Here is a 20,557-nt window from a genome sequence, read left to right as displayed (position 1 = left end):
CCATGACGTACAGCGGAGCGGTGAAGGTCGGCGGGCCGGCGGATGTGCACGAACTGACCGATCTGATGATCTCGAAGGTCGCGGTCGGTCCGGGGAGCAACAACGCCTATCTGCTGCGCTGCCGGGCCACCGACGAGCAGCTGCTCATCGACGCCGCGGCCGAGCCGCACACCCTGCTCTCGTTCATCGGGAGCAGCGGTATCGCGTCCGTGGTGACCACCCACCGCCACCCCGACCACTGGGGCGCGCTGCGCGAGGTGGTGGAGGCGACCGGTGCCCGCACCTACGCCGGCCGCTACGACGCCGAGGGCATCCCGGTCCCCACCGACGTCCTGGTCGAGGACGGGGACACGCTGCGCGTCGGCCGGGTCGAGCTCACCGCCCGCCACCTGGTCGGCCACACCCCGGGCTCCATCGCCCTGATCTACGACGACCCGCACGGCCACCCTCATGTGTTCACCGGCGACTGCCTCTTCCCCGGCGGGGTCGGCAACACCTGGAAGGACCCGAAGGCGTTCGAGAGCCTCATCAACGACGTCGAGGCCAAGCTCTTCGCCCCCCTGCCGGACGAGACCTGGGTGTACCCCGGCCACGGCGACGACACCACCCTGGGCACGGAGCGCCCGCATCTGGGCGAGTGGCGCCAGCGCGGCTGGTGACGGCGGCCCCTCCCGGCCCACTCCATGACGGGCGTGCGGCGAGGTGTGAGAGCAGCGCGCGCGGCGCGAGCCGCGCCCTGGCGCCGTGCGCCCTCACACGCGCCGCACGCCCCGTAACCGTGGGCGCACGGCGGCGGTTGGCGCTTCATGCACGACGACCGCTCCCCGTCCATGGTCCGGCTCGCCGCCGCGTCCCTGGCCGGCACCGCCATCGAGTTCTACGACTTCTTCGTCTACGGCACCGCGGCCGCTCTCGTCCTCGGCCCGCTCTTCTTCCCCACCGTCTCCCCGCTCGCCGGGACCCTCGCCGCCTTCGGCACCTTCGCCGTCGGCTTTCTCTCCCGGCCCCTGGGCTCGGCGCTCTTCGGCCCCCTCGGCGACCGGTACGGCAGACGGCCGGTCCTTGTGTTCTCACTGCTGCTGACCGGGGTCGCGACGGTCGCGGTCGGCTTTGTGCCCACGTATGACTCGATCGGCGTCGCGGCCCCCGTACTGCTGCTGACGCTGCGCTTCGTGCAGGGCCTCGGGCTCGGCGGCGAGTGGGGCGGCGCGGTGCTGCTGACCGCCGAGCACGCGCCCGAGCGCCGGCGCGGGCTGTGGGCGGGCTTTCCGCAGATCGGCCCGGCCGTCGGATTCCTGCTCGCCAACGGCGTCATGCTGACCCTGTCGGCGACACTGGGCGAGGCCGCCTTCCGGTCCTGGGGCTGGCGGGTGCCCTTCTGGGCGGCGGCCGTGCTGGTGGCGGCCGGGCTGCTGCTGCGGGCCCAGCTCGCCGAGTCCCCGCGGTTCCGGGAGCTGGCCGAGCGGGACGAGCGCGCCGCCGCGCCGCTCACCGAGGTGGTGCGCGGCCACTGGCGGCTGGTGCTGCTCACCGCGGGCGGCCTCTCGGTGGGCTACGCGGTCTTCTACACCGTGACGACCTGGTCGCTGGCGTACGGGACGGAGCGGCTGGGGGTGGACCGCACGGTCATGCTCGGCTGTGTCATGGCGGCGGTGGCGGTCAAGGGCGCGGTGACGCCCCTGGCCGCGCATCTCGGCGACCGCTTCGGGCGGCGGACCATGTGCCTGGTGGGCTGCGTCGGCACGGTGCTGTGGACGTTCCCGATGGTGGCGCTGCTCGGCACCGGGCGGGCCCCGCTGATGTTCCTCGGCTTCCTGGGCGCGCTGCTGGCCTTTGTCGCGATGCTCGCCGTCACGGCGGCCTATCTGCCCGAGCTGTACGAGCCGCGGGTGCGCTGCACGGGCGCGGCCCTCGGCTACAACCTCGGGGGCGTGCTCGGCGGCGGGCTCACCCCGCTGGCGGCGACCGCCCTGTCGCGCGGCGACGGTCCGCCGTGGGGCGTCGCCGCGTATCTGACCGGTATCGCGCTGCTCAGCCTGGGCTGCTTCGCGCTGCTGCCGGAGACCCTTCCGGCGGACGGCACGGACCGCCCCCTCCCGCGGCCGATGGAGGCCGGGGAGGCGGCGGTCTAGAGCCCGCTCCGGGGTCAGGGCGGCCCGGGGCGAGTCCGGGGCGGGAGCCGGCGGGTGCGGCCGCCGGCTCCCTGGTCGGGGTGGTACGTCAGCACTGCCGCCGTCGCCGTCGTCAGGGCCGGGCGTCGACGCTGTCCCGCTCGGCGGCGGCCTCCTCGGTCCGCTCCCCGGCCGCCCGCTCCCGCTCGGCCTGCTTCTTCGAGGCGTAGAGGCTGGTGACCGTGGTGATGGCGAGCACCGAGCAGATGACCCCGAGCGAGACCGGGATGCTGATCTCGGGGACGTGCACCCCGGACTCGTGCAGCGCGTGGAGCACCAGCTTCACGCCGATGAAGCCGAGGATCACCGACAACCCGTACGAGAGGTGGACCAGCTTCTTCAGCAGCCCGCCGATCAGGAAGTACAGCTGGCGCAGGCCCATCAGCGCGAAGGCGTTGGCCGTGAAGACGATGTACGGGTCCTGGGTGAGGCCGAAGATCGCGGGTATGGAGTCGAGCGCGAACAGGACGTCCGTGGTGCCGATGGCCAGCATGACGATGAGCATCGGGGTCATCAGGCGCTTGCCGTTCTCCACGATGAACAGCTTGGTGCCGTGGTACGTGTCGGTGGACGGGAAGCGCTTCTCGACCGCCTTCAGCAGGCGGTTCTCCTCGAACTCCTCTTCCTCCTCGTCGGCCCGCGCCTCCTGGATCAGCTTCCAGGCGGTCCAGATGAGGAACGCGCCGAAGAGGTAGAAGACCCAGGAGAAGTTCGAGATGATCGCGGCGCCCGCGCCGATGAAGACCGCCCGCAGCACCAGCGCTATGAGCACGCCCACCATCAGCACCCGCTGCTGGTAGATCGTCGGCACCGCGAACTTCGCCATGATCAGCACAAAGACGAAGAGGTTGTCGACGCTCAGCGACTTCTCGGTGATGAACCCGGCGAAGAACTCGCCCGAGGGCTGACCGCCCGCGAAGACGAGCAGCCCGAGCCCGAACAGCCCGGCGAGGGCGATCCAGACCGCGGTCCAGATCCCCGCTTCCTTGAGCGAGACCTCGTGTGGTTTGCGGCCGCCGATGAAGAAGTCGACGGCGATAAGGGCGCACAGACCGACGATGGTCAGCACCCACAGGGACCAGGAGACGTCCAACGGTTCCTCCGGCATTCGTACGGCAAGTTCAGCGTCGTCGCTGCCGGAGGTCTCTTCCGCCCGGGCTCGCACCACGGGCCGACGCCCCGGGTTCGCATCCGGCCCGAACAGGCGCCGGACGCGATCCGTACTGACGGGAACGCCGCGACAGGAGTACTCCCCTCCGCACAAAGAAGAGTACAGGAATCACCAAGGAAGAGTAAAGAGATGGGTAAATACGCTGGTCAGTGGTCCTTTACCGAGTAATGACCGAGGATCAGCAGTCACCGTCCATACGATTGCCGGGCCCTGACCACCTGCGCCAGCACCTGCTCCACCACCTGGCTGCCGGCCGGCACCAGCGACGGCTCGTACGTCCAGGCGTGGCCCACCCAGGGGTCGGCCAGGTGGTCGTCCGGGACCGGGGTGACCCTGAGCAGCGAGCGCCACAGCGGGTCCAGCACCGGGCCGTAGGCCTGGGCGTCCTGCCGGTCGGCCACCATCATCAGGTGCACGCCCACCGAGGGGCCCTCGTCCGCCAGATAGCGCAGCTGGGTGACGGCGCGGTCGTCGAAGCCGTGCGGGAAGTCATTGACGATCAGCAGCTGTTCGGCGATGTCCAGGTCCGGCGGCAGCGCGTCCGTGGCGCCGCTGCGCACGGCCATCTGCACCAGGTCGACCCGGCGCGTCAGCCCGGCGAGCATCGCGCTCACCCCCTGGGCGCCCGAGGCGGGCGGCTCGCGCAGCACACCGGAGCGCAGCAGCGGGGCGAGGGACCCGGCGGCCGACCCCGCCGGGTCGATCACATGCACCGTGAACTCGCCCGCCGGATAGACCGCCAGCAGCCGCGCGGCATGCGCCACCGCCGTGTCCGCGGCCAGCCGGCGCAGCTCGCCGGAGTCCACCATCGCCGCGTCGGACAGGCTGTCCCGCCCGCTGTCGATCCACAGCCCGCGCTCCAGCGGCAGCCGCACCAGCATCGGGATGCGCAGATCCGGGCGCTCCGGGAGGTGCAGGTCCCCCAGGCGCAGCGCCATGGGGATCTCCATGGGCACCTGATAGCCCTGCCAGACCGGGCTGTCCCAGTGCGCGAACGCCGGGGGCAGCGCGGGCTCGACCACCTCGGCCTCGGCGGCGAGCTGGGCCAGGTCCCGGTCGAGGGCCGCGCGGGCCTGCTCCACCAGGGCGGTGTGCTTGGCGCGGGCCTCCGCGCGGGCCGAGTCGGCGACCGGGCCGAAGCGGGTGCGCGGGTCGGAGAGGACTCCGTCCAGCTCCTTCTCCATCCGGGAGTCGGCGAAGTCGACGGCGCTGCGGTAGGCCGCGGTCGTCCGGGCCAGGTCCTCGAACATGCCCCAGACCTGGTTGTAGAGCCGCTCATCCATGGTCCAGCCGGAGGCGTCGCCCGCGACGGGCTGGGCGGGCTGTCCGGGCTGGGCGGGCGGGGCTGCGGGAGGGGGCGTGGGCGGCGCGGAGGTACGGCGGCCGGGGTGCTGGTAGTTGACCGGCCCGCCCGAGCCGGGTCCGCCCGCACCGGGCGCGCTCCCGCCGGCGGTGCCCGCGGGGGCCTGCTGCGGCGCGGTGGCGGGCTCGCCCATCGGGCCGCTGCCGCCGGCCGTGGCCGTGCGCACCCGGCCCTCGCCCTCCGGACGGGGCGGCGGCTGGGCGACCGAGCGGGCCATCCCCTGGGCGACCGCGTCATTGATCCGCGCGGCGAGTTCGACGGCCTCCGGCAACCCCTGGTCCCGCAGCATCGCGGCGAGCCCGCCCGCGTACCCCTGGCCGACGGCGCGCACCTTCCAGGCGCCCTGCCTGCGGTACAGCTCCAGGGCGACCACCGCGGACTCCGAGTCCAGGTCGGTGATGGTGTAGCTGGCGACCTCGGTGCCGTCCAGACCGGTGGCGGCGACGAACGGCGCGGGCATGGCGCCGAAGCGGGTGGGGCCGCCGACGCCCGTCGGCAGGGCCAGCAGCACACTGACCCGGTGGACGGCCTCGGGCATGGCGCCGAGGTCCACGGCCAGCCGGTGGTCCGCCGCGGCCTGCCTGGGCACATCGATGCCCGGGAGCTGCGGCGCGGCGGGATGGGCGACCCACTCGGTCCCCCGTACTGTGCCCTGCTCGTCGCCGAGGGTCACCCCGGCCACGATCGGATGGCCCGCCGAGACCCGGATCTCCAAACGGGTCTGGGGCAGTGGGTGGTTCTGCCCCCGGACCAGCTCGGCCGTCATGGCTGCGTCCCCTCGTTGTGTTTCGCCGTATTGAGATGTGCGATGAGTGCTTGTGTGCGATCGGTGCTCATGGTGCCGGGAGCACATCGGCCCGGTGGGCGGATGCGCCTACCGGGCCGACGGATTCAGCTGCTCACAGGTGCGGCAGGAGGTGCGGCATCAGGTCCTGGAAGGTGCGGCCGTTGGCCGGCTCGCCGACGGCCTTCATCTGCCAGCCCGATCCGGCGCGCTGCACCTTGGCCATGATCTGCGCGGTGTACTGCCCGCCGCCGGTGAGGGTGTAGCGGGCCAGCTCCTGACCGTTGGTCTCGTCCACCAGCCGGCAGAACGCGTTCTGCACCTCGGCGAAGGTCTGGCCGGTGAAGGAGTTCACCGTGAAGATGATCTGATCGATGTGCACCGGCACCCGCTGCAGGTCGACCAGGATGGCCTCGTCGTCGCCACCCTGGCCGGCGCCGCCCACCAGGTTGTCGCCCGTGTGGCGCACCGAGCCGTCGTCACTGACCAGGTGGCGGAAGAAGACGACGTCCACCGGCTGCTTGTCGGCGAACAGGACAGCCGAGGCGTCGAGGTCGATCTCCCGGGTACGGGAACCGAACAGCCCGCGGCGAGGAGCCGCCTGCCAGCCAAGTCCCATCCGCACCGCGGTCAGGGTGCCCCCGTCGGCCTTCTGCAGACTGATGGCCTGTCCCTTGGACATGTTGACCGTCACGCGCTGTCCCTACTCTCGTTTCTCGATTCCCCGCGGCCGCCCGGTCCGCACGGCCTGCTTGAACCCTATGCACTGGGACAAGCCCTCCAACCGCCCCCACCGGCTTTTGTGTCGGTCTTGCAACACACCGGGCGGCACGGACCGGACGCGGCACGTCTCAGGGGTCAGGACAGCCCTGCCTCCCTCATCTGGCGCAGCTCCTTCTTCAACTCCCCCACCTCGTCCCGCAGCCGCGCCGCGACCTCGAACTGGAGCTCGGCCGCCGCGGCCCGCATCCGGTCGGTCATCTCCTCGATCAGCTCGGCGAGTTCGGCGGCCGGACGGTCCGTCAGCTGCCCGTCCTTGGCACCCTTGGCCCCCTTGCCCGCGCTTCCCGCCCTCTGCCCCGCGAGAGCGGGCACCGGGGCCTTGGCCGCGCCCTTGCCGTCGGCCTTGCGGTAGCCCGTGCCCAGCAGCTCCTTGGTGTCGATCTCCTCGCGGGCGATGGTCGCCACGATGTCGCCGATCTTCTTGCGGAGCGGCTGGGGGTCGATCCCGTTGGCCTTGTTGAAGGCGATCTGCTTCTCCCGGCGCCGGTTGGTCTCGTCGATGGCCTTCTCCATCGCCGGGGTGATCTTGTCGGCGTACATGTGCACCTGGCCGGAGACGTTACGAGCGGCGCGGCCGATGGTCTGGATCAGCGAGGTGCCGGAGCGCAGGAACCCCTCCTTGTCGGCGTCGAGGATCGCGACCAGCGAGACCTCCGGCAGGTCCAGGCCCTCGCGCAGCAGGTTGATGCCGACCAGGACGTCGTATTCGCCCGCTCGCAGCTCGCGCAGCAGCTCCACGCGGCGCAGGGTGTCCACATCGCTGTGCAGATAGCGGACCTGGATGCCCAGCTCCAGCATGTAGTCGGTGAGGTCCTCGGCCATCTTCTTGGTGAGGGTGGTGACCAGGACGCGCTCGTCCTTCTCCGTGCGCGTGCGGATCTCGTGGATCAGGTCGTCGATCTGCCCCTCGGTGGGCTTGACGACGACCTCGGGGTCGACCAGGCCGGTCGGGCGGATGATCTGCTCCACGAAGCCGTCGCCGCGCGAGAGCTCGTACGGCCCGGGGGTCGCGGAGAGATAGACGGTCTGGCCGGTGCGCTCCAGGAACTCCTCCCACTTCAGCGGGCGGTTGTCGAGCGCGGACGGCAGCCGGAAGCCGTGCTCGATCAGCGTGCGCTTACGGGAGGCGTCGCCCTCGTACATCGCGCCGATCTGCGGGACGGTGACATGGGACTCGTCGATGACCAGGAGGAAGTCCTCCGGGAAGTAGTCCAGCAGGGTGTGCGGCGGGGAGCCGGTCTCGCGGCCGTCGATGTGCAGGGAGTAGTTCTCGATGCCGGAGCAGGTGCCGATCTGGCGCATCATCTCGATGTCGTAGGTCGTCCGCATCCGCAGCCGCTGGGCCTCCAGCAGCTTGCCCTGCTTCTCCAGCCGGGCCAGGGTCTGCTCGAGCTCGGCCTCGATCCCGGCGATGGCCTTCTCCATGCGCTCGGGTCCCGCCACGTAGTGGGAGGCCGGGAACACATACAGCTCCTGGTCGTCGCTGATGACCTCGCCGGTGAGGGGGTGGAGCGTGGACAGCGCCTCGATCTCGTCACCGAACATCTCGATCCGGACGGCGAGCTCCTCGTAGACCGGGAAGATCTCGATGGTGTCGCCGCGGACCCGGAAGGTGCCCCGGGTGAACGCCATGTCGTTGCGCGTGTACTGGATGTCGACGAAGCGGCGCAGCATCTGATCGCGGTCGATCTCCTGGCCGACCTTCAGCGGCACCATGCGGTCCACGTACTCCTGCGGGGTGCCCAGGCCGTAGATGCACGAGACGGATGCCACCACGACCACGTCACGCCGGGTGAGCAGCGAGTTCGTCGCGGAGTGGCGCAGCCGCTCGACCTCCTCGTTGATCGAGGAGTCCTTCTCGATGTAGGTGTCCGACTGCGGGACATACGCCTCTGGCTGGTAGTAGTCGTAGTACGACACAAAGTACTCGACCGCGTTGTTCGGCAGGAGCTCGCGGAACTCGTTGGCGAGCTGGGCGGCGAGGGTTTTGTTGGGCGCCATGACGAGCGTCGGCCGCTGAAGCTTCTCGATCATCCACGCGGTGGTCGCCGACTTTCCGGTGCCGGTCGCGCCGAGCAGCACAACATCACTCTCACCAGCGCGGATGCGTCGCTCCAGGTCGGCGATCGCCGTCGGCTGGTCGCCGCTTGGCTGATACGGGCTGACGACCTCGAAGGGCGCCACCTTGCGTTCGATGTGAGATACGGGCCGCATGACACCCACCGTACGACCCGCCACTGACAACGGCCGACCGGCCGAACCCGGGGCCGGGGAGAGTGACCCCCGCTCGCGCCACGCCGGGCCGCCCGGCGAGGCCGTGCTTCACTCGGTTCATCCGACTTCCACCCGGCCTGTACGACTTTCATCCAGCTTGTTCGATTTTCAGCCTACCCATCCCCGATCTCATTCTGTCCATCCGCGACCTACCCTCCGGGACGGCACGACTGGGACCCTCTGCCCGTCCGCGAGTCACGCGAGCAAGACGACGCGAGGAGTCCGTATGCGCACCCGCCCCGCCGCCGCTCTCACCGGCGCGCTCATCGGTATGTCCGCGCTCTTCCTCTCACCGGCGGCCGCCCGGGCCGACCAGGCCGATCAGACCGACGAGCAGTCGCGCCACACCGTCACCGTCGCCCACCGGGGCGCCTCCGCCTACGCCCCGGAGAACACGCTCGCGGCCGTCGACGCGGCCGACGACCTCGGCATCACCTGGGTGGAGAACGACGTCCAGCGCACCAAGGACGGCGAGCTGATCGTCATGCACGACACCACGCTGAACCGGACCACGGACGTCGAGGAGGTCTTTCCGGACCGCGCCCCCTGGAAGATCTCGGACTTCACCCTCGACGAGATCCAGCAGCTGGACGCGGGCAGCTGGTTCAGCCCTGAGTTCGCGGGAGAGGGGGTGCCGACCCTCGAGGATTACCTCGATCGGGTGGAACACAACCACCAGAAGCTGCTCCTGGAGCTCAAGGCCCCCGAGCTGTATCCGGACATCGAGCGCCAGACGCTGCGCGAGCTGCGCAGAGAGGGCTGGCTGGACCGCCGCCATGTCCAGCACAAGCTGATCGTCCAGAGCTTCGGCGCGGACGCCGTGAAGCAGGTCCACGATCTGCGGCCGGACGTGAAGACCGGCTTCCTCGGTACGCCCGCGGTCGGCGACCTGGAGACGTACGCGGAATTCGCCGACCAGATCAATCCGAGCTACAAGACCATCGACGCCGAGTACGTCGCGGCGGTGCACGAGGTGGACGGCGCCCACGGCCGGCCGTTCGAGGTCTACGCCTGGACGGTGAACGACGCGCAGACGGCGGTCGACGTCGCGCACATGGGCGTGGACGGGGTCATCACCAACAACCCGGATGTGGTGCGGGACGCGCTGGAGGACGCGGGCTACGAGGTGCCGGGCGCCCCGGCGGCGTAACGCCCCTCGCCCGGATTCGCGGGGGCGGGGCTCCCGGCCCCGCGGGTCTGCGGCTCATGCGCGGGAGGCGTTGTCGGTCCCGCCGCCTACGCTGACACTGTGACGATCTCAGAAGGACCGACGCAGGCGCGCGAGACCCGAGCATGGTGCTGGAGCGTGCTCGGCTCCCCCATCGGCCCGTTGCTGCTCGCGACGACGGATCAGGGTCTGGCTCAGGTCGTCTTCCATGCCGACGACACGACGGCGGGCGAGGCCGTCTCCCGGCTCACCGGCCGGCTCGGCACGGCCCCGGAGCCCGGCCCGGCCTCCGCCCCCGCCCTTCGTGCGGCCTTGGGGGCCGGGGCCGTGCCGGACCGTCTCGGCCACCTCGGCTCGGCCGTGCGCCAGCTGGAGAGCTACTTCTCCGGTGCGCTGCGCGAGTTCACCGTCCCCCTGGACTGGTCCCTCACCGCCGGTTTCAACCGCCGCGTCCTGCGCGAGCTTGCCGACCACGTCCCGTACGGCACGGTCGTCGGCTACGGGGAGCTCGCCGAGCGCGTCGGCGAGCCGGGCGCCGCGCGGGCGGTGGGGATGGCCATGGGCAGCAATCCGCTGCCGGTCGTGGTGCCCTGCCATCGCGTCGTCGAAAGCGGCGGCGGCATAGGGGGCTTCGGCGGCGGCCTGGAGACCAAGCGCACGCTGCTGGCCCTGGAAGGGATCCTTCCGCAGCCGCTCTTCTGACCTCGGCTCCGAGCCTGGATGCCGCCTGCCAAATATCTTGTTCCGGAAAACTCCACCTGTCTTGTCGTGGACACGTTTCGCTCCTATCTTTGGATCGCTCCCAATGCGCACTGACCACGCGCATGGCACTGAGAGCCCTTCTTGAAGGCTGAACCGCTTTCCCCCACAACGGTTAAGGCCTTCCCGGAAATACCGTGAAGAGCCGCGGACGACCGCATATGCCCGCAGCTACTGCCGGACATCCGGACATCCAAACATCCGACGAAATCGCGCCGAAAGCGCGCGTCGGCATGCGCCACACCCCTGGCACCACACGTCCCCACGGCTTCGGCCACCGCTTGCTCGACGTTCGATAGGAGAACCATGTCTTTTGGCCTGCTCGCCGGCGGCGCGATCGCGGCGTTATTCGCATCGGGCATTTCCCCGCAGGGCGCGTCGGTCTCCGATGTGCCGAACGAGAAGATCCAGGTCAGCGTCAACACCGTGAACGGATCGGGCTGTCCCAAAGGGACCGCCGCTGTCGCCGTCTCCAGCGACAACACGGCCTTCACGGTGACCTACAGCGACTATCTCGCCCAGGTGGGCGCGGGCGCCGACCCGACCGACATCCGTAAGAACTGCCAGCTCAACCTGGGAGTTCACGTACCGCAGGGCTTCACGTACGCCATCGCCAGCGTCGACTACCGCGGCTACGCGCATCTGGAGAAGGGCGCGAAAGGCACCGAGAAAGCGAGTTATTACTTCCAGGGTTCGGCGGACACCACATCGCGGACCCATGACTTCAGCGGTCCGTACAGCGACAACTGGCAGACCCGCGACTCCACCGATTACAGCGCCCTGGTCTGGGCGCCGTGCGGCGTGGACCGCAACTTCAACATCAACACCGAGCTGCGGGTGAACGCGGGTACCTCGGCGTCGGGCAGCACCAGCTTCATGGCCATGGACTCGACCGACGGCAGTTCGAACACCATTTACCACATCGCCTGGAAGGAATGTCCTTCCGTCCGGTAAGGCGCGAAACTCCACCAGCCAGGGCGGCGTCGGAGCCTGCCCGGCTTTCCGTCGTCGTCCACAGACGATCGAATGGAGAATCATGCCCCGTGCAATGTTCGCCGGCGGCGTGGCCACGGCTTTCCTCGCCACGGCACTCGCCTCCTCCCAGCCCGCGTCCGCACAATCGCCGTTCGAAACCGTGCCGCCCGACAAAATCGTGATCACGGTGGCGACGGTCAACGGTTCCGGCTGTCCCGCGGGAAGCGCGGCCGTGGCCGTATCGCCCGACAACACGGCGTTCACCGTCACCTACAGCGACTATCTCGCCCAAGTGGGCAAGGGCGCCAAGCCGACCGACTTCAGGAAGAACTGCCAGCTCAACCTGGTCGTCCATGTGCCGCAGGGCTTCACGTACGCCATCGCCAGCGTCGACTACCGCGGCTACGCTCACCTGGAGAAGGGCGCGTCCAGCGTCGAGAAGGCCTCGTACTACTTCCAGGGGTCGTCACAGACCGCCGCCCTCTCCCATAATTTCAACGGTCCGTACGACGACAACTGGCAGGCGACCGACGTCTCCGACATCGCCACCGTCGAATGGGCCCCCTGCGGTGCGCTGCGGAACTTCAACATCAACACCGAGCTGCGGGTCAACGCCGGCACCTCGGACACGACCAACACGACGAGTTTCATGACCATGGACTCGACTGACGGCAGCGTGAGCACCACGTACCACTTCGCGTGGAAGGAGTGCCCGGCGTAGCCACCCCCCGCCGGACCCCGCACTCCTGGCGCCGTGCGCCCCGTCCCCCGCAGGGGCGTGGCGCACGGCGTCGCCGCGGTGCGCGGGGGCTCAGGCGCCCGGTCCGCTCCAGGCCGGATGGCGCGGGTCGTCCGCGCGGACCACCACATCCGCCGTCTCCACGGGCCGCACCTCCTCCTCGTACCGCGCGAAGGCGGGCAGCGTCCACTGTTCGTCCGCGTCCGTGCGGCGGGCGAGGGCGGCCGGGGACAGCCGCAGATGCACCGACAGGTCGAACGGGAACCAGCGCCCCAGCAGCAGCGCGCCGTGGAGCAGCAGCACCCCGCCCGGTGGCAGTTCGACATACGGGGAGCGGGTGGCCCGGTCGGTCACCGGGTCCCACAGGTCGGGCAGCACCCGCCCCGTGCCGCGCGGCGCGGGCTCCAGCGGGTCGAAGACCTCACGCCACAGGGCGCCCGTGTCCAGCCACATGTCGTAGTACGCGTCGGCGTCCCGCCGCCCGTACTCGTAGCGCAGCGACGCCGCGCGCAGAAAGCCGCCCGCCGAGACCACCAGCGCCGGCCGCCCCCGCACCCGCAGCGCCTCGGCCAGCCCGTGCGCCAGCTCCCCGGTACCCGCCCCCGGGGCCCCGTCGACCGCCACCCTCAGCCAGGGGCTGCCGTCCGCTGCCGTCAGATCCGCGACGCGGTCGGCGAGCGCGCCGGTCAGCCGTTCCCAGGAGATCGCTTCGAGCCGCACAGCCCCATCATGCAGGTACGGGGTGGGGCACTTGCCCCGCGGTGGGTCCGCGGTGGGGTCCGCTGCGGGTCCGCGGTGGGGTCCACTGCGGGCGAGCGGCCCCTCGCCGCGATGGCCCGCACCGCCGGACGGGACGCGAGCGTAGGATCCGCTCATCCCATCCGGAGGAGTCCCCGCCATGTCGTCCCAGATCGCGCTGTTGCGCGGCATCAATGTCAGCGGCCACAACAAGTTCCCGATGGCGCGGCAGCGCGAGCTGATGCGGGACCTGGGCTTCAAGGACGTCACCGTCCACCTGCAGACCGGCAACATCGTCTTCGCCGACCCCGGTACCCCGCCCGAGGAGACGGCCCGCACGATCGCCGACCGCATCACCGCCGACCTCGGGCTGACGGTGCCGGTGGTCATCCGGACCCGCGACGAGCTCGCCGCCGTCGCCGAGGCCAACCCCTACCCCGAGGCCGCGGCCGAGCCCAAGACGCTGCACGTGGTGTTCCTGTCGGCCGCCCCGGCCGACCCGGGCCCGCTGGAGGCCCTGGACCTGCCCTCGTACGCCCCGGACGAGTTCCGCCTGGCCGGCCGGGAGATCTATCTGCGCGCCCCGGGCGGCGTCGGCCGCTCCAAGCTGGCGGAGAAGGTCACGCGGGCGCCGCTCGGCGTCACGATGACGGCCCGCAACTGGAACACGGTCACCAAGCTGCTGGCGCTGGCCGGCGCCTGACCCTCCCCGCCCGTGGGCCCGCGCGCCCCTCAGCTCCAGCCGTACCGCTGCCTCAGCCGGGCCACGACCCGGTCGAAGCGGGGCCGGTCCAGGGCGCAGGCCTCGCGGCGCATGCCCTCCGGGTGCACCCGCAGCACCCGGTCCAGGTCCACCCATGAGTCCCGCCCGGCCCGGTCCCACGGCCCGGCCCCGATGGCCACCCATTCGCGGTCGCCGTCGTGCCGCTGGCTCGACAGCTGTACGGCCAGCAGGGTCCCGCCGCGCTCACGGGCGACGACGAGCACCGGCCGGTCCTTCCCGCGGCCGTCCCTCTCCTCGTACGGCACCCAGGTCCAGACGATCTCCCCCGGGTCCGGGTCCCCGTCCGGGTCCGGCGCGTACTGCGTGCGCACCCGGCCGACCTGGCGCGGATGCGCCTCCACCGTGGCTGTGGGGCCCGTGCTGCCCGGCAGCGGGGCGGCGTCGCCGTGCTCGTTGAATGGCGTGATCACGGCCCACACGTTAGCCCGTTCGTGGTTTCGCGTGGCGTGTGAGGGTCCGCTCAGGTGGCAAGCCGACGTAGTGATGCCTTTGTGACCTCTGATGCGGGAAGGGGCAGAACGTGCCAGATGTTCTCGACCCGGTGGCAGACCTCGTCAAGCGGCGGAAGGACCCGGTCGTCGTACAGACGCTGCGTTCGACGGCCGCCGCGACCATCGCTTACGTCGTCGCCCTCAAGCTGAGCAGCGAACCGGCCCCACTCACCGCCCCGCTCACCGCCCTGCTGGTGGTGCAGGTCACGCTCTACGCCACCATCACGACCGGCGTCCGCCGGGTGAACTCCGTGGTCGTCGGCGTGATCATCGCGATCGGGTTCAGCGCGCTGGTGGGGCTGACCTGGTGGAGCCTCGGACTGATCATCCTGGTGGCGCTGACCGTCGGCCATTTCGTACGGGTCAGCGAGTTCGTCGCCGAGGTGGCGATCAGCGCCATGCTGGTCCTCGGCGTGACCCGGGTCGCGAACACGGCCTGGGACCGGGTGCTCGAGACGCTGATCGGCGCCGGGGTGGGGCTGGCCTTCAACCTCCTTCTCGCCCCGCCGGTGTGGGTCGAGACCGCCGGCGAGTCCATCGTGGACCTGGCCCGCCGCATGCGCCGGCTGCTGCTGCACATCGGCGAGGAGCTGGGCGGCCATACCCCCGTCGAACGCGCCGCCGCCCGGCTCCACGAGGCCCGCCGCCTCGACCAGGACATCGCGCAGGTGGACGCCGCCCTGCGGCAGGCGGAGGACAGCGTGCGGCTCAACCCCCGCGTCAAGGAAGGGCTGCTCTACCGCGTCGTGCTGCGCACCGGCCTGGACACCCTGGAGATCTCCATGGTCGTGCTGCGCGTCCTGGCGCGCACCCTCACCGATCTCGCCAAGAAGCGAAGGGACGAGCCCCTCTTCCCGCCCGATGTGGCGGCCGCCCTGGAAGACCTCTTCGTCCACCTCGCCTCGGCCGTCGAGAGCTTCGCGGTCCTGGTCACCACCCAGGTCAGCGCCAACGCCGAGGAGGCCGAGTCGCGGCTGGCCAACGAGCTGGCCAAGGCCCACACGAGCCGCGACACCGCCGCCGACGCGCTCCTCCAGCGCGTCCAGCAGCACCCGCGCCAGTGGCAGCTCCACGGGGCCCTGCTCGCCGAGATCGACCGGATCCTCGACGAACTGGACATGGAACAGCGCTCCATGCGCCTGATGGAAGAGCTCGACCGCAGCGCCCGCGAGCAGCGCGAGCGCTACCCCTTCCTGCGCAAGATCCAGCGCTGGATCCGCGGGGACCGCGCGGAGGACCGCGGCGCGGCCTGACCGCGCCCCCTCGCCCGAGGCCCCTGAGAGCCCCTGAGAGCCCCTGAGAGCCCCTGAGAGCCCCTGGCGGAACATCCCCCTTCAAGCTCCGCCTCGGCCTGATTCCGCGCCGGCCCCGGGCCCCGCTTCCGCCGCCGCAAATTCGGTGGCCACCCGGCTCGTCCACGCACCACAGTGGTGGCACTCCACTGAACGAGGGACGGGGGACCCGAACATGTCGACGCTGCGTGTCACCGCTGAGCGGCTGACCATTCATGAGCATCCGAACGCCGACGCGCTGGAGCTGGCGCAGGTGGGGCTGTACCGGGCCGTGGTGGCCAAGGGGGCCTTCCGGTCGGGGGAGTTCGCCGTGTACGTGCCGGAGCAGGCCGTACTGCCCGACGAGCTGATCGACGAGCTGGGGCTGACGGGGAGGCTGGCGGGGGCCGCGCACAACCGGGTCAAGGCCATCAGGCTGCGCGGCGAGCTGTCCCAGGGGCTGGTGTGCCGGCCGCGGGCACTGGCCGGGGTGGACCTGGAACGGGCGGCGCGGGAGGGCGTGGACTTCGCCGAACGGCTCGGGATCGTCAAGTGGGTGCCGCCGGTGCCGATCGCGATGAGCGGGGACGTGGAGTCGGCGCCGGATCTGATGCCGTGGATCGACATCGAGAACCTCAAGCGCTACCCGGACGTGTTCGAGGACGGGGAGCCCGTCGCGATCACCGAGAAGCTGCACGGCACGGCGTGCTGCCTGACGTACTCCGCGGACAGCGGGGACGTGCGGGTGACATCGAAGGGGCTGGGGGCCCAGCGGCTGGCTCTGAAGGAGGACGAGAAGAACCTGTACTGGCGGGCCGTGCGCGGACACGGCGTGCCCGCGGTGGCGGCCCGGGTGGCCGCCGAGCTGGGCGCGGCGCGGGTCGGGATCTTCGGCGAGGTGTACGGGGGCGGGGTGCAGGACCTCGGGTACGGGGCCGACAGCCGGCGCGGGGTGCCCGGGTACGCCGTGTTCGACATCGCGGTGGACGTCGACGGGCGGTCGCGCTGGATGGACCCGGAGGAGCTGGCGAAGCTGCTGGACGGCGGGCTGCCGGTGGTGCCGACGCTGTACACCGGGCCGTACGACGCCGGGCGGGTGCTGGAGCTGGCCGAGGGGCGCGAGACCGTCTCCGGAAGCGGGCTGCACATCAGGGAGGGGGTGGTGGTCCGGGCGGCGAGCGACCGGTACAGCTCCGTGCTGGGCGGACGGGCCATCGCCAAGGTGGTCAGCGGTGCCTATCTGACGCGCAAGGGCGGCACGGAGTACGAGTAAGGGATGCGGAGTACGAGTGGGGTGGTGGCGAGGCCGGCCGGGGCGCCGGAGCCTCGGCACCACCCTGCCCCGGTGTTCGGGCACCGCGCCAGTGTTCAGGCATACGGCGCGGGCCCGGGGGCGTAGCCTGCCCCCGAGCCCTGTGATGCCGCCCAATTGCGCACGCCGGCTCCGTTGAGAGCACGGGTCAGTCTCATGCCGTCGTGTTCTGCCTTTGAACTACCGCGCATCGAAGCTGCACGGGCCGGAGTTGAACCGGCATCCGACGACCAAAGCCCGCGCCCGGTCGATCCGGCGATCGGCGGCGAATGCTGAGTCTGGAGCGAGAGTCTGAGATTGATCGCGGTCTGCCTCTGCCTGACTTGGGCTACCCCGGCCCGTGGATGAGCGCCGGGAGGAGGATTCGAACCTCCACTGACGACCGCGCCGTCACGACAAGCTTCAGCTTCAGCTTGCGCTCCTCGCGCACCCCGCCCGCGCTCGGGCGGACGGGGAGTTCATCACGCTACCCGAACAGGTAGCCGAAGACCACGTCACCGACGCGCTGGTCGGTGGCCTCCACACCGTTCGCCTCCTCGCGGGCGAACTTGACCGCGTGCTGGAGCTTTTCGACGCGGTCGAGGATGTCGTTGACCCGGCGGGCCGGGAGGGCGCCGGAGAACTTGACGGTGGTCCAGTAGCCGACCGGGATGTCCTCGTAGTAGACCTCGACCTGCGCCGGGTGCTTGTCCGTGGCCTCCGCCTTGACGTGGTTGCGGGGGACTTTCTTGGTGCGGACGGTGCGGACCGGCTCGGTCTTCCAGGAGTCCGTGGAGGGGTCGAGCGACCAGGACTCGGCGGCGTCGAGCACCGGGAGCTTGCGCACGAGTGCGTTGAGGTCGGTCAGCTGCTTCTCGAGGAAGAGGAGATAGGAGACCGGGACGTCGCGCAGAAGGGTGCGGCCCTCGACCGTCACATCCGCCTTCGCTGTGCAGTTCGACCAGTCCTTGGTGGCGGTGACGTCGAAGAGCCGGGTGAGGACGGCCGCGGTGTCGCGCAGCACGTCCTCGGCCTTGACCTGCACGCGGGTGGACTCGGGCGGCAGCTGCTCGCCTTCCTCGTCCTTGGGCTGGTACGTACGGGATATGCCGGCCAGCAGGGCCGGCTTCTGCAGACCGTGGTGAGCGGCCGTCAGGTCCTGCTGCGACTTGGACTTGACGCCCTTCTCCACGGCGATGATCTGATTGAGTTTCGCCACACCCGCACGTTAACAGGCGGGTGTGACAGCGCTCGAACGGATTATTCAGCAGGACTCTTGCGAGGATCGTGGTCGTTCACGACCAGGAGGAATCACATCCCGTGAGCCCGGAGCGGTCCCAGCATCGTCTCTTCTGGGCGCGAGCCACCCTCATCGCAGCCCGACGGACCCGGTGAGAGCGAATTTGTGTGCAAGGGGTCGCACATGCGAGTGAACTGACATTCGGAAGTGAAATGCTTGTACACCTGACCACGTAGAGTCGCGGTCATGAAGCTGGTGGTCCAAGTGAAGCTGCTGCCGACGCCCGAGCAGGCGTCGGCCCTGAAGGCGAACCTGAAGGCCGGGAACCTCGGCAAGCCGGGCTCTAAGCGCTACCGCAAGGCCACCGAGAAGCCGATAACCTTCCGACCCGAGGGCTCCCAGCCATATGACGACCGGATGCTGTCCTGGCAGATCACCGAGCGGCGAATCTCGATCTGGACACTGACTGGCCGGGTCAAGGACGTGAGGTTCACCGCCTCCGTGGAGCAGCTTGCCACCCTGGCCCTGTACCGCAAGGGCGAGTCGGACCTGATGCGCCGGGACGGCATGTGGTTCCTGATGGCGACCTGCGAGGTGCCCGAACAGCCGCCAAACCCCGACCCGGCGGAGTGCCTGGGCATCGACCTGGGCATCGTCAACATCGCCACCACCTCCGACGGCGAGATCCTGGCCGGGCGCTGCCTCAACCGCACCCGGGCCCGCGAGCGGACGCTGCGCACCAAGCTGCAGAGGAAGAACACCCCATCGGCCAGACGCCGGTTGAAGAAGCGGCGCCGCAAGGAGGCCCGGCGGGCGAGGGACATCAACCACAAGATTGCCAAGCACGTGGTGGCCGAGGCAGAACGCACCGGTCGCGGCATCGCCCTGGAAGACCTCACGGGCATCCGCGAACGGGTACGGCTTGGCAAGCCCCAACGGGCCACCGTGCACTCCTGGGCCTTCGCCCAGCTGGGCAGCTTCATCGCCTACAAGGCCCGCAAGGCCGGAGTGCCGGTGGTGCACGTCGACCCGGCGTACACCTCCCGCACCTGCGCCGAATGCGGCCACATCGACAAGGCGAACCGGGTGAGTCAAGCCTGGTTCGCATGCCGGTCCTGCGGATTCGTTGATCACGCGGACCGGAACGGCTCCCGCAACATCCGCGCCAGAGCGCGAAAGTTGTGGCGACGCGGGGTGCTGTCAACCACCCCAGCCCCACCCCCGAAACCCGGGCGTGGGACAGGACGCAAACGCAGCTCTACAGCCAGTGGCGCCCGTTGTGCAAGCCCGGGACTTCCAGTCCCGGGCGGTTGACTAGAGGGGGTAGCGGGAACGCGGGAAGATCAGGCCGTCGAACTCGTACATCTCGATCGACTGGTGGAACACGGAGGAGAAGTCGTCGGCGAGTTCGGCGATGGTGCCCCGGCCCTCGATCTGCGCCAGCCACATCGGGGGCAGACGGAGGTCGCCGTAGTGGGCGCCGAGCAGATTGCCGCAGATGGAGCCCGTCGAATCGCTGTCGCCCGAGTGGTTGACGGACAGCAGCATGGCCTTCTGGAAGGGGGTACGCCGCCACTTCGGGTCGTAGCCGGTCCCGCCGCCCTTGCTGTAAAGGGAACGCCGCGGCGCCGTATGAGCCAGGGCGCAGTAGACCGCGATGGCCAGGGCCTCCTCGGCGACCCAGCCGCCGCCGAGCGATTCGGTCTTCTCCGGGGTGGGCTCGCCCTGCGCGGCCAGGTCGACGGCCCTGCGCAGCGCGGCGCTCGTCTCCTCGTGTCCCGGGTAGCGGCCGAGCAGTTCCAGGGTGCGCAGGACGGCGCCCTCCAGGGAATCGCCGTCGAGGATGAGGGCGATGATCGCGGCCAGGGCGCCGGCGGCGTAGTAGCCGGTGGGGTGGCCATGGGTGATCTGGGCGCAGCGGGCGGCGAATTCGAACGACTCGCGGGCGCCCGTGCCGATGAGGCCGAAGGGGGCGGAGCGCATCACCGTGCCGCAGCCCTTGGAGTTGGTGTTCACCGGGCCGGGGGTGCCGTCGAGCGGGTCGGAGGACGAGGGGATGTGCTCCTGGGTGAGGCCGGACAGACAGGCGCCGCCGGGGGCGCGGCGGGCGTACAGCCACTGCTGCTCGCGCAGCCAGCCGGAGCGGACCAGGTCCTGTTCCTGCCGCCGGGGCGGCGGCGCGGGGTGGTTCTGGGTGTCGAGCCAGCGCAGATAGGAGTGGCGCACGATGGCGACCTCGGCGCCGCCGATGCCCTTGGCCGTGGACCTGGCGCAGGCCCGTATCATCCCCTCGGCAGTGAACATGGTCATCTGGGTGTCGTCGGTGATCCGGCCGATGACACCCTCCGAGTCCGGGACGAGAGCGGTGATCCCCTCCGGCCCGTAGGTCTCGCGGATCTTGTGCAGCGACAGGAACTCGATCGGGTTGCCCAGGGCGTCGCCGATCGCGCCCCCGAGGAAGCAGCCGCGGATACGGGCCCGCCTGGCGGCCGTTTCGTCCCATGACTCGCGGATCATCGCGCGGCTCCTCATCGCCCGGGGTGTCGCCCGAGGTC

At 70.4% G+C, this 20,557-nt stretch carries 18 protein-coding genes and 1 tRNA gene; 10 read left to right on the top strand and 9 right to left on the bottom strand.

Translation table 11 applies throughout. The annotated features are described in order from the left end of the window. Positions 1–2 precede the first annotated feature (2 nt). Together ACFZDL_RS12540 and ACFZDL_RS12535 are read left to right on the top strand one after the other, a co-directional pair. Positions 3–659, top strand: a complete 657-nt coding sequence (locus ACFZDL_RS12540) for an MBL fold metallo-hydrolase (protein WP_353593024.1) — start codon at positions 3–5, stop codon at positions 657–659. A gap of 171 nt (positions 660–830) precedes the next feature. Further along, entirely contained in the window at positions 831–2,132 is a 1,302-nt protein-coding gene (locus tag ACFZDL_RS12535; protein WP_353593071.1) for an MFS transporter, read from the top strand. A gap of 112 nt (positions 2,133–2,244) precedes the next feature. On the opposite strand, the gene ACFZDL_RS12530 is transcribed toward ACFZDL_RS12535, so the two are convergent. The 4 genes from ACFZDL_RS12530 to uvrB all read right to left on the bottom strand — a co-directional run bounded on the left by ACFZDL_RS12530 (position 2,245) and on the right by uvrB (position 8,486). Beyond that, the gene (locus ACFZDL_RS12530) at positions 2,245–3,264 is read right to left on the bottom strand and encodes a TerC family protein (RefSeq protein WP_353593070.1); all 1,020 of its coding nucleotides are present in this window, start codon (positions 3,262–3,264) and stop codon (positions 2,245–2,247) included. A gap of 263 nt (positions 3,265–3,527) precedes the next feature. Further along, positions 3,528–5,471 carry a TerD family protein gene (locus ACFZDL_RS12525; RefSeq protein WP_353593023.1) on the bottom strand — a complete coding sequence of 648 codons (1,944 nt, stop codon included), beginning with the start codon at positions 5,469–5,471 and terminating at the stop codon, positions 3,528–3,530. A 133-nt stretch (positions 5,472–5,604) separates the two neighbouring features. After that, positions 5,605–6,183 carry a TerD family protein gene (locus ACFZDL_RS12520; protein WP_353593022.1) on the bottom strand — a complete coding sequence of 193 codons (579 nt, stop codon included), beginning with the start codon at positions 6,181–6,183 and terminating at the stop codon, positions 5,605–5,607. A 164-nt stretch (positions 6,184–6,347) separates the two neighbouring features. Beyond that, complete coding sequence (uvrB, locus tag ACFZDL_RS12515) at positions 6,348–8,486, bottom strand: excinuclease ABC subunit UvrB (protein ID WP_353593021.1); 2,139 nt, start codon at positions 8,484–8,486, stop codon at positions 6,348–6,350. Positions 8,487–8,772: 286 nt separating this feature from the next. Between uvrB and ACFZDL_RS12510 the strand changes: the two genes are divergently transcribed. The 4 genes from ACFZDL_RS12510 to ACFZDL_RS12495 all read left to right on the top strand — a co-directional run bounded on the left by ACFZDL_RS12510 (position 8,773) and on the right by ACFZDL_RS12495 (position 12,169). Then, complete coding sequence (locus ACFZDL_RS12510; RefSeq protein ID WP_353593020.1) at positions 8,773–9,696, top strand: glycerophosphodiester phosphodiesterase family protein; 924 nt, start codon at positions 8,773–8,775, stop codon at positions 9,694–9,696. Positions 9,697–9,795: 99 nt separating this feature from the next. Continuing rightward, a complete protein-coding gene (locus tag ACFZDL_RS12505) occupies positions 9,796–10,416 on the top strand; it encodes a methylated-DNA--[protein]-cysteine S-methyltransferase (protein WP_353593019.1) in 621 nt (206 codons plus the stop codon). Between the two features lie 363 nt (positions 10,417–10,779). Continuing rightward, on the top strand, positions 10,780–11,427 hold the full coding sequence (locus tag ACFZDL_RS12500; RefSeq protein ID WP_353593018.1) for a DUF4360 domain-containing protein: 648 nt from the start codon (positions 10,780–10,782) through the stop codon (positions 11,425–11,427). A gap of 82 nt (positions 11,428–11,509) precedes the next feature. Further along, the gene (locus tag ACFZDL_RS12495) at positions 11,510–12,169 is read left to right on the top strand and encodes a DUF4360 domain-containing protein (protein ID WP_353593017.1); all 660 of its coding nucleotides are present in this window, start codon (positions 11,510–11,512) and stop codon (positions 12,167–12,169) included. A gap of 90 nt (positions 12,170–12,259) precedes the next feature. Here the strand turns inward: ACFZDL_RS12495 and ACFZDL_RS12490 are convergent, their stop codons facing one another. Further along, a complete protein-coding gene (locus ACFZDL_RS12490) occupies positions 12,260–12,907 on the bottom strand; it encodes a uridine kinase (protein ID WP_353593016.1) in 648 nt (215 codons plus the stop codon). Between the two features lie 178 nt (positions 12,908–13,085). On the opposite strand from ACFZDL_RS12490, the gene ACFZDL_RS12485 reads away from it, so the two are divergent. Next, positions 13,086–13,628 carry a DUF1697 domain-containing protein gene (locus ACFZDL_RS12485; protein WP_353593015.1) on the top strand — a complete coding sequence of 181 codons (543 nt, stop codon included), beginning with the start codon at positions 13,086–13,088 and terminating at the stop codon, positions 13,626–13,628. Positions 13,629–13,657: 29 nt separating this feature from the next. Here the strand turns inward: ACFZDL_RS12485 and ACFZDL_RS12480 are convergent, their stop codons facing one another. Next, the gene (locus tag ACFZDL_RS12480; RefSeq protein WP_353593014.1) at positions 13,658–14,128 is read right to left on the bottom strand and encodes a type II toxin-antitoxin system PemK/MazF family toxin; all 471 of its coding nucleotides are present in this window, start codon (positions 14,126–14,128) and stop codon (positions 13,658–13,660) included. A gap of 101 nt (positions 14,129–14,229) precedes the next feature. Between ACFZDL_RS12480 and ACFZDL_RS12475 the strand changes: the two genes are divergently transcribed. Together ACFZDL_RS12475 and ACFZDL_RS12470 are read left to right on the top strand one after the other, a co-directional pair. Then, positions 14,230–15,453: an aromatic acid exporter family protein gene (locus ACFZDL_RS12475; protein WP_353593013.1), complete on the top strand. Its 1,224-nt coding sequence runs from the start codon at positions 14,230–14,232 to the stop codon at positions 15,451–15,453. A gap of 214 nt (positions 15,454–15,667) precedes the next feature. Beyond that, positions 15,668–16,744: an RNA ligase (ATP) gene (locus ACFZDL_RS12470; protein WP_353593012.1), complete on the top strand. Its 1,077-nt coding sequence runs from the start codon at positions 15,668–15,670 to the stop codon at positions 16,742–16,744. 388 nt (positions 16,745–17,132) lie between these two features. Here ACFZDL_RS12470 and ACFZDL_RS12465 read toward each other — a convergent pair. Both ACFZDL_RS12465 and ACFZDL_RS12460 read right to left on the bottom strand, forming a co-directional pair. Beyond that, positions 17,133–17,219, bottom strand: a tRNA-OTHER gene (locus ACFZDL_RS12465). Positions 17,220–17,249: 30 nt separating this feature from the next. Continuing rightward, positions 17,250–17,981: a hypothetical protein gene (locus tag ACFZDL_RS12460; RefSeq protein WP_353593011.1), complete on the bottom strand. Its 732-nt coding sequence runs from the start codon at positions 17,979–17,981 to the stop codon at positions 17,250–17,252. A 267-nt stretch (positions 17,982–18,248) separates the two neighbouring features. Between ACFZDL_RS12460 and ACFZDL_RS12455 the strand changes: the two genes are divergently transcribed. Beyond that, positions 18,249–19,316, top strand: a complete 1,068-nt coding sequence (locus ACFZDL_RS12455; RefSeq protein ID WP_353593010.1) for a transposase — start codon at positions 18,249–18,251, stop codon at positions 19,314–19,316. On the opposite strand, the gene ACFZDL_RS12450 is transcribed toward ACFZDL_RS12455, so the two are convergent. Then, positions 19,317–20,519 (bottom strand): ADP-ribosylglycohydrolase family protein, encoded by a 1,203-nt coding sequence (locus ACFZDL_RS12450; RefSeq protein ID WP_353593009.1) that lies wholly within the window; start codon positions 20,517–20,519, stop codon positions 19,317–19,319. Between the last annotated feature and the right edge of the window lie 38 nt (positions 20,520–20,557).

Source organism: Streptomyces sp. NPDC007917 (genome assembly GCF_042959105.1).
Taxonomy (GTDB): Bacteria; Actinomycetota; Actinomycetes; order Streptomycetales; family Streptomycetaceae; genus Streptomyces.
This window is presented reverse-complemented; position numbering and strand designations above follow the sequence as displayed.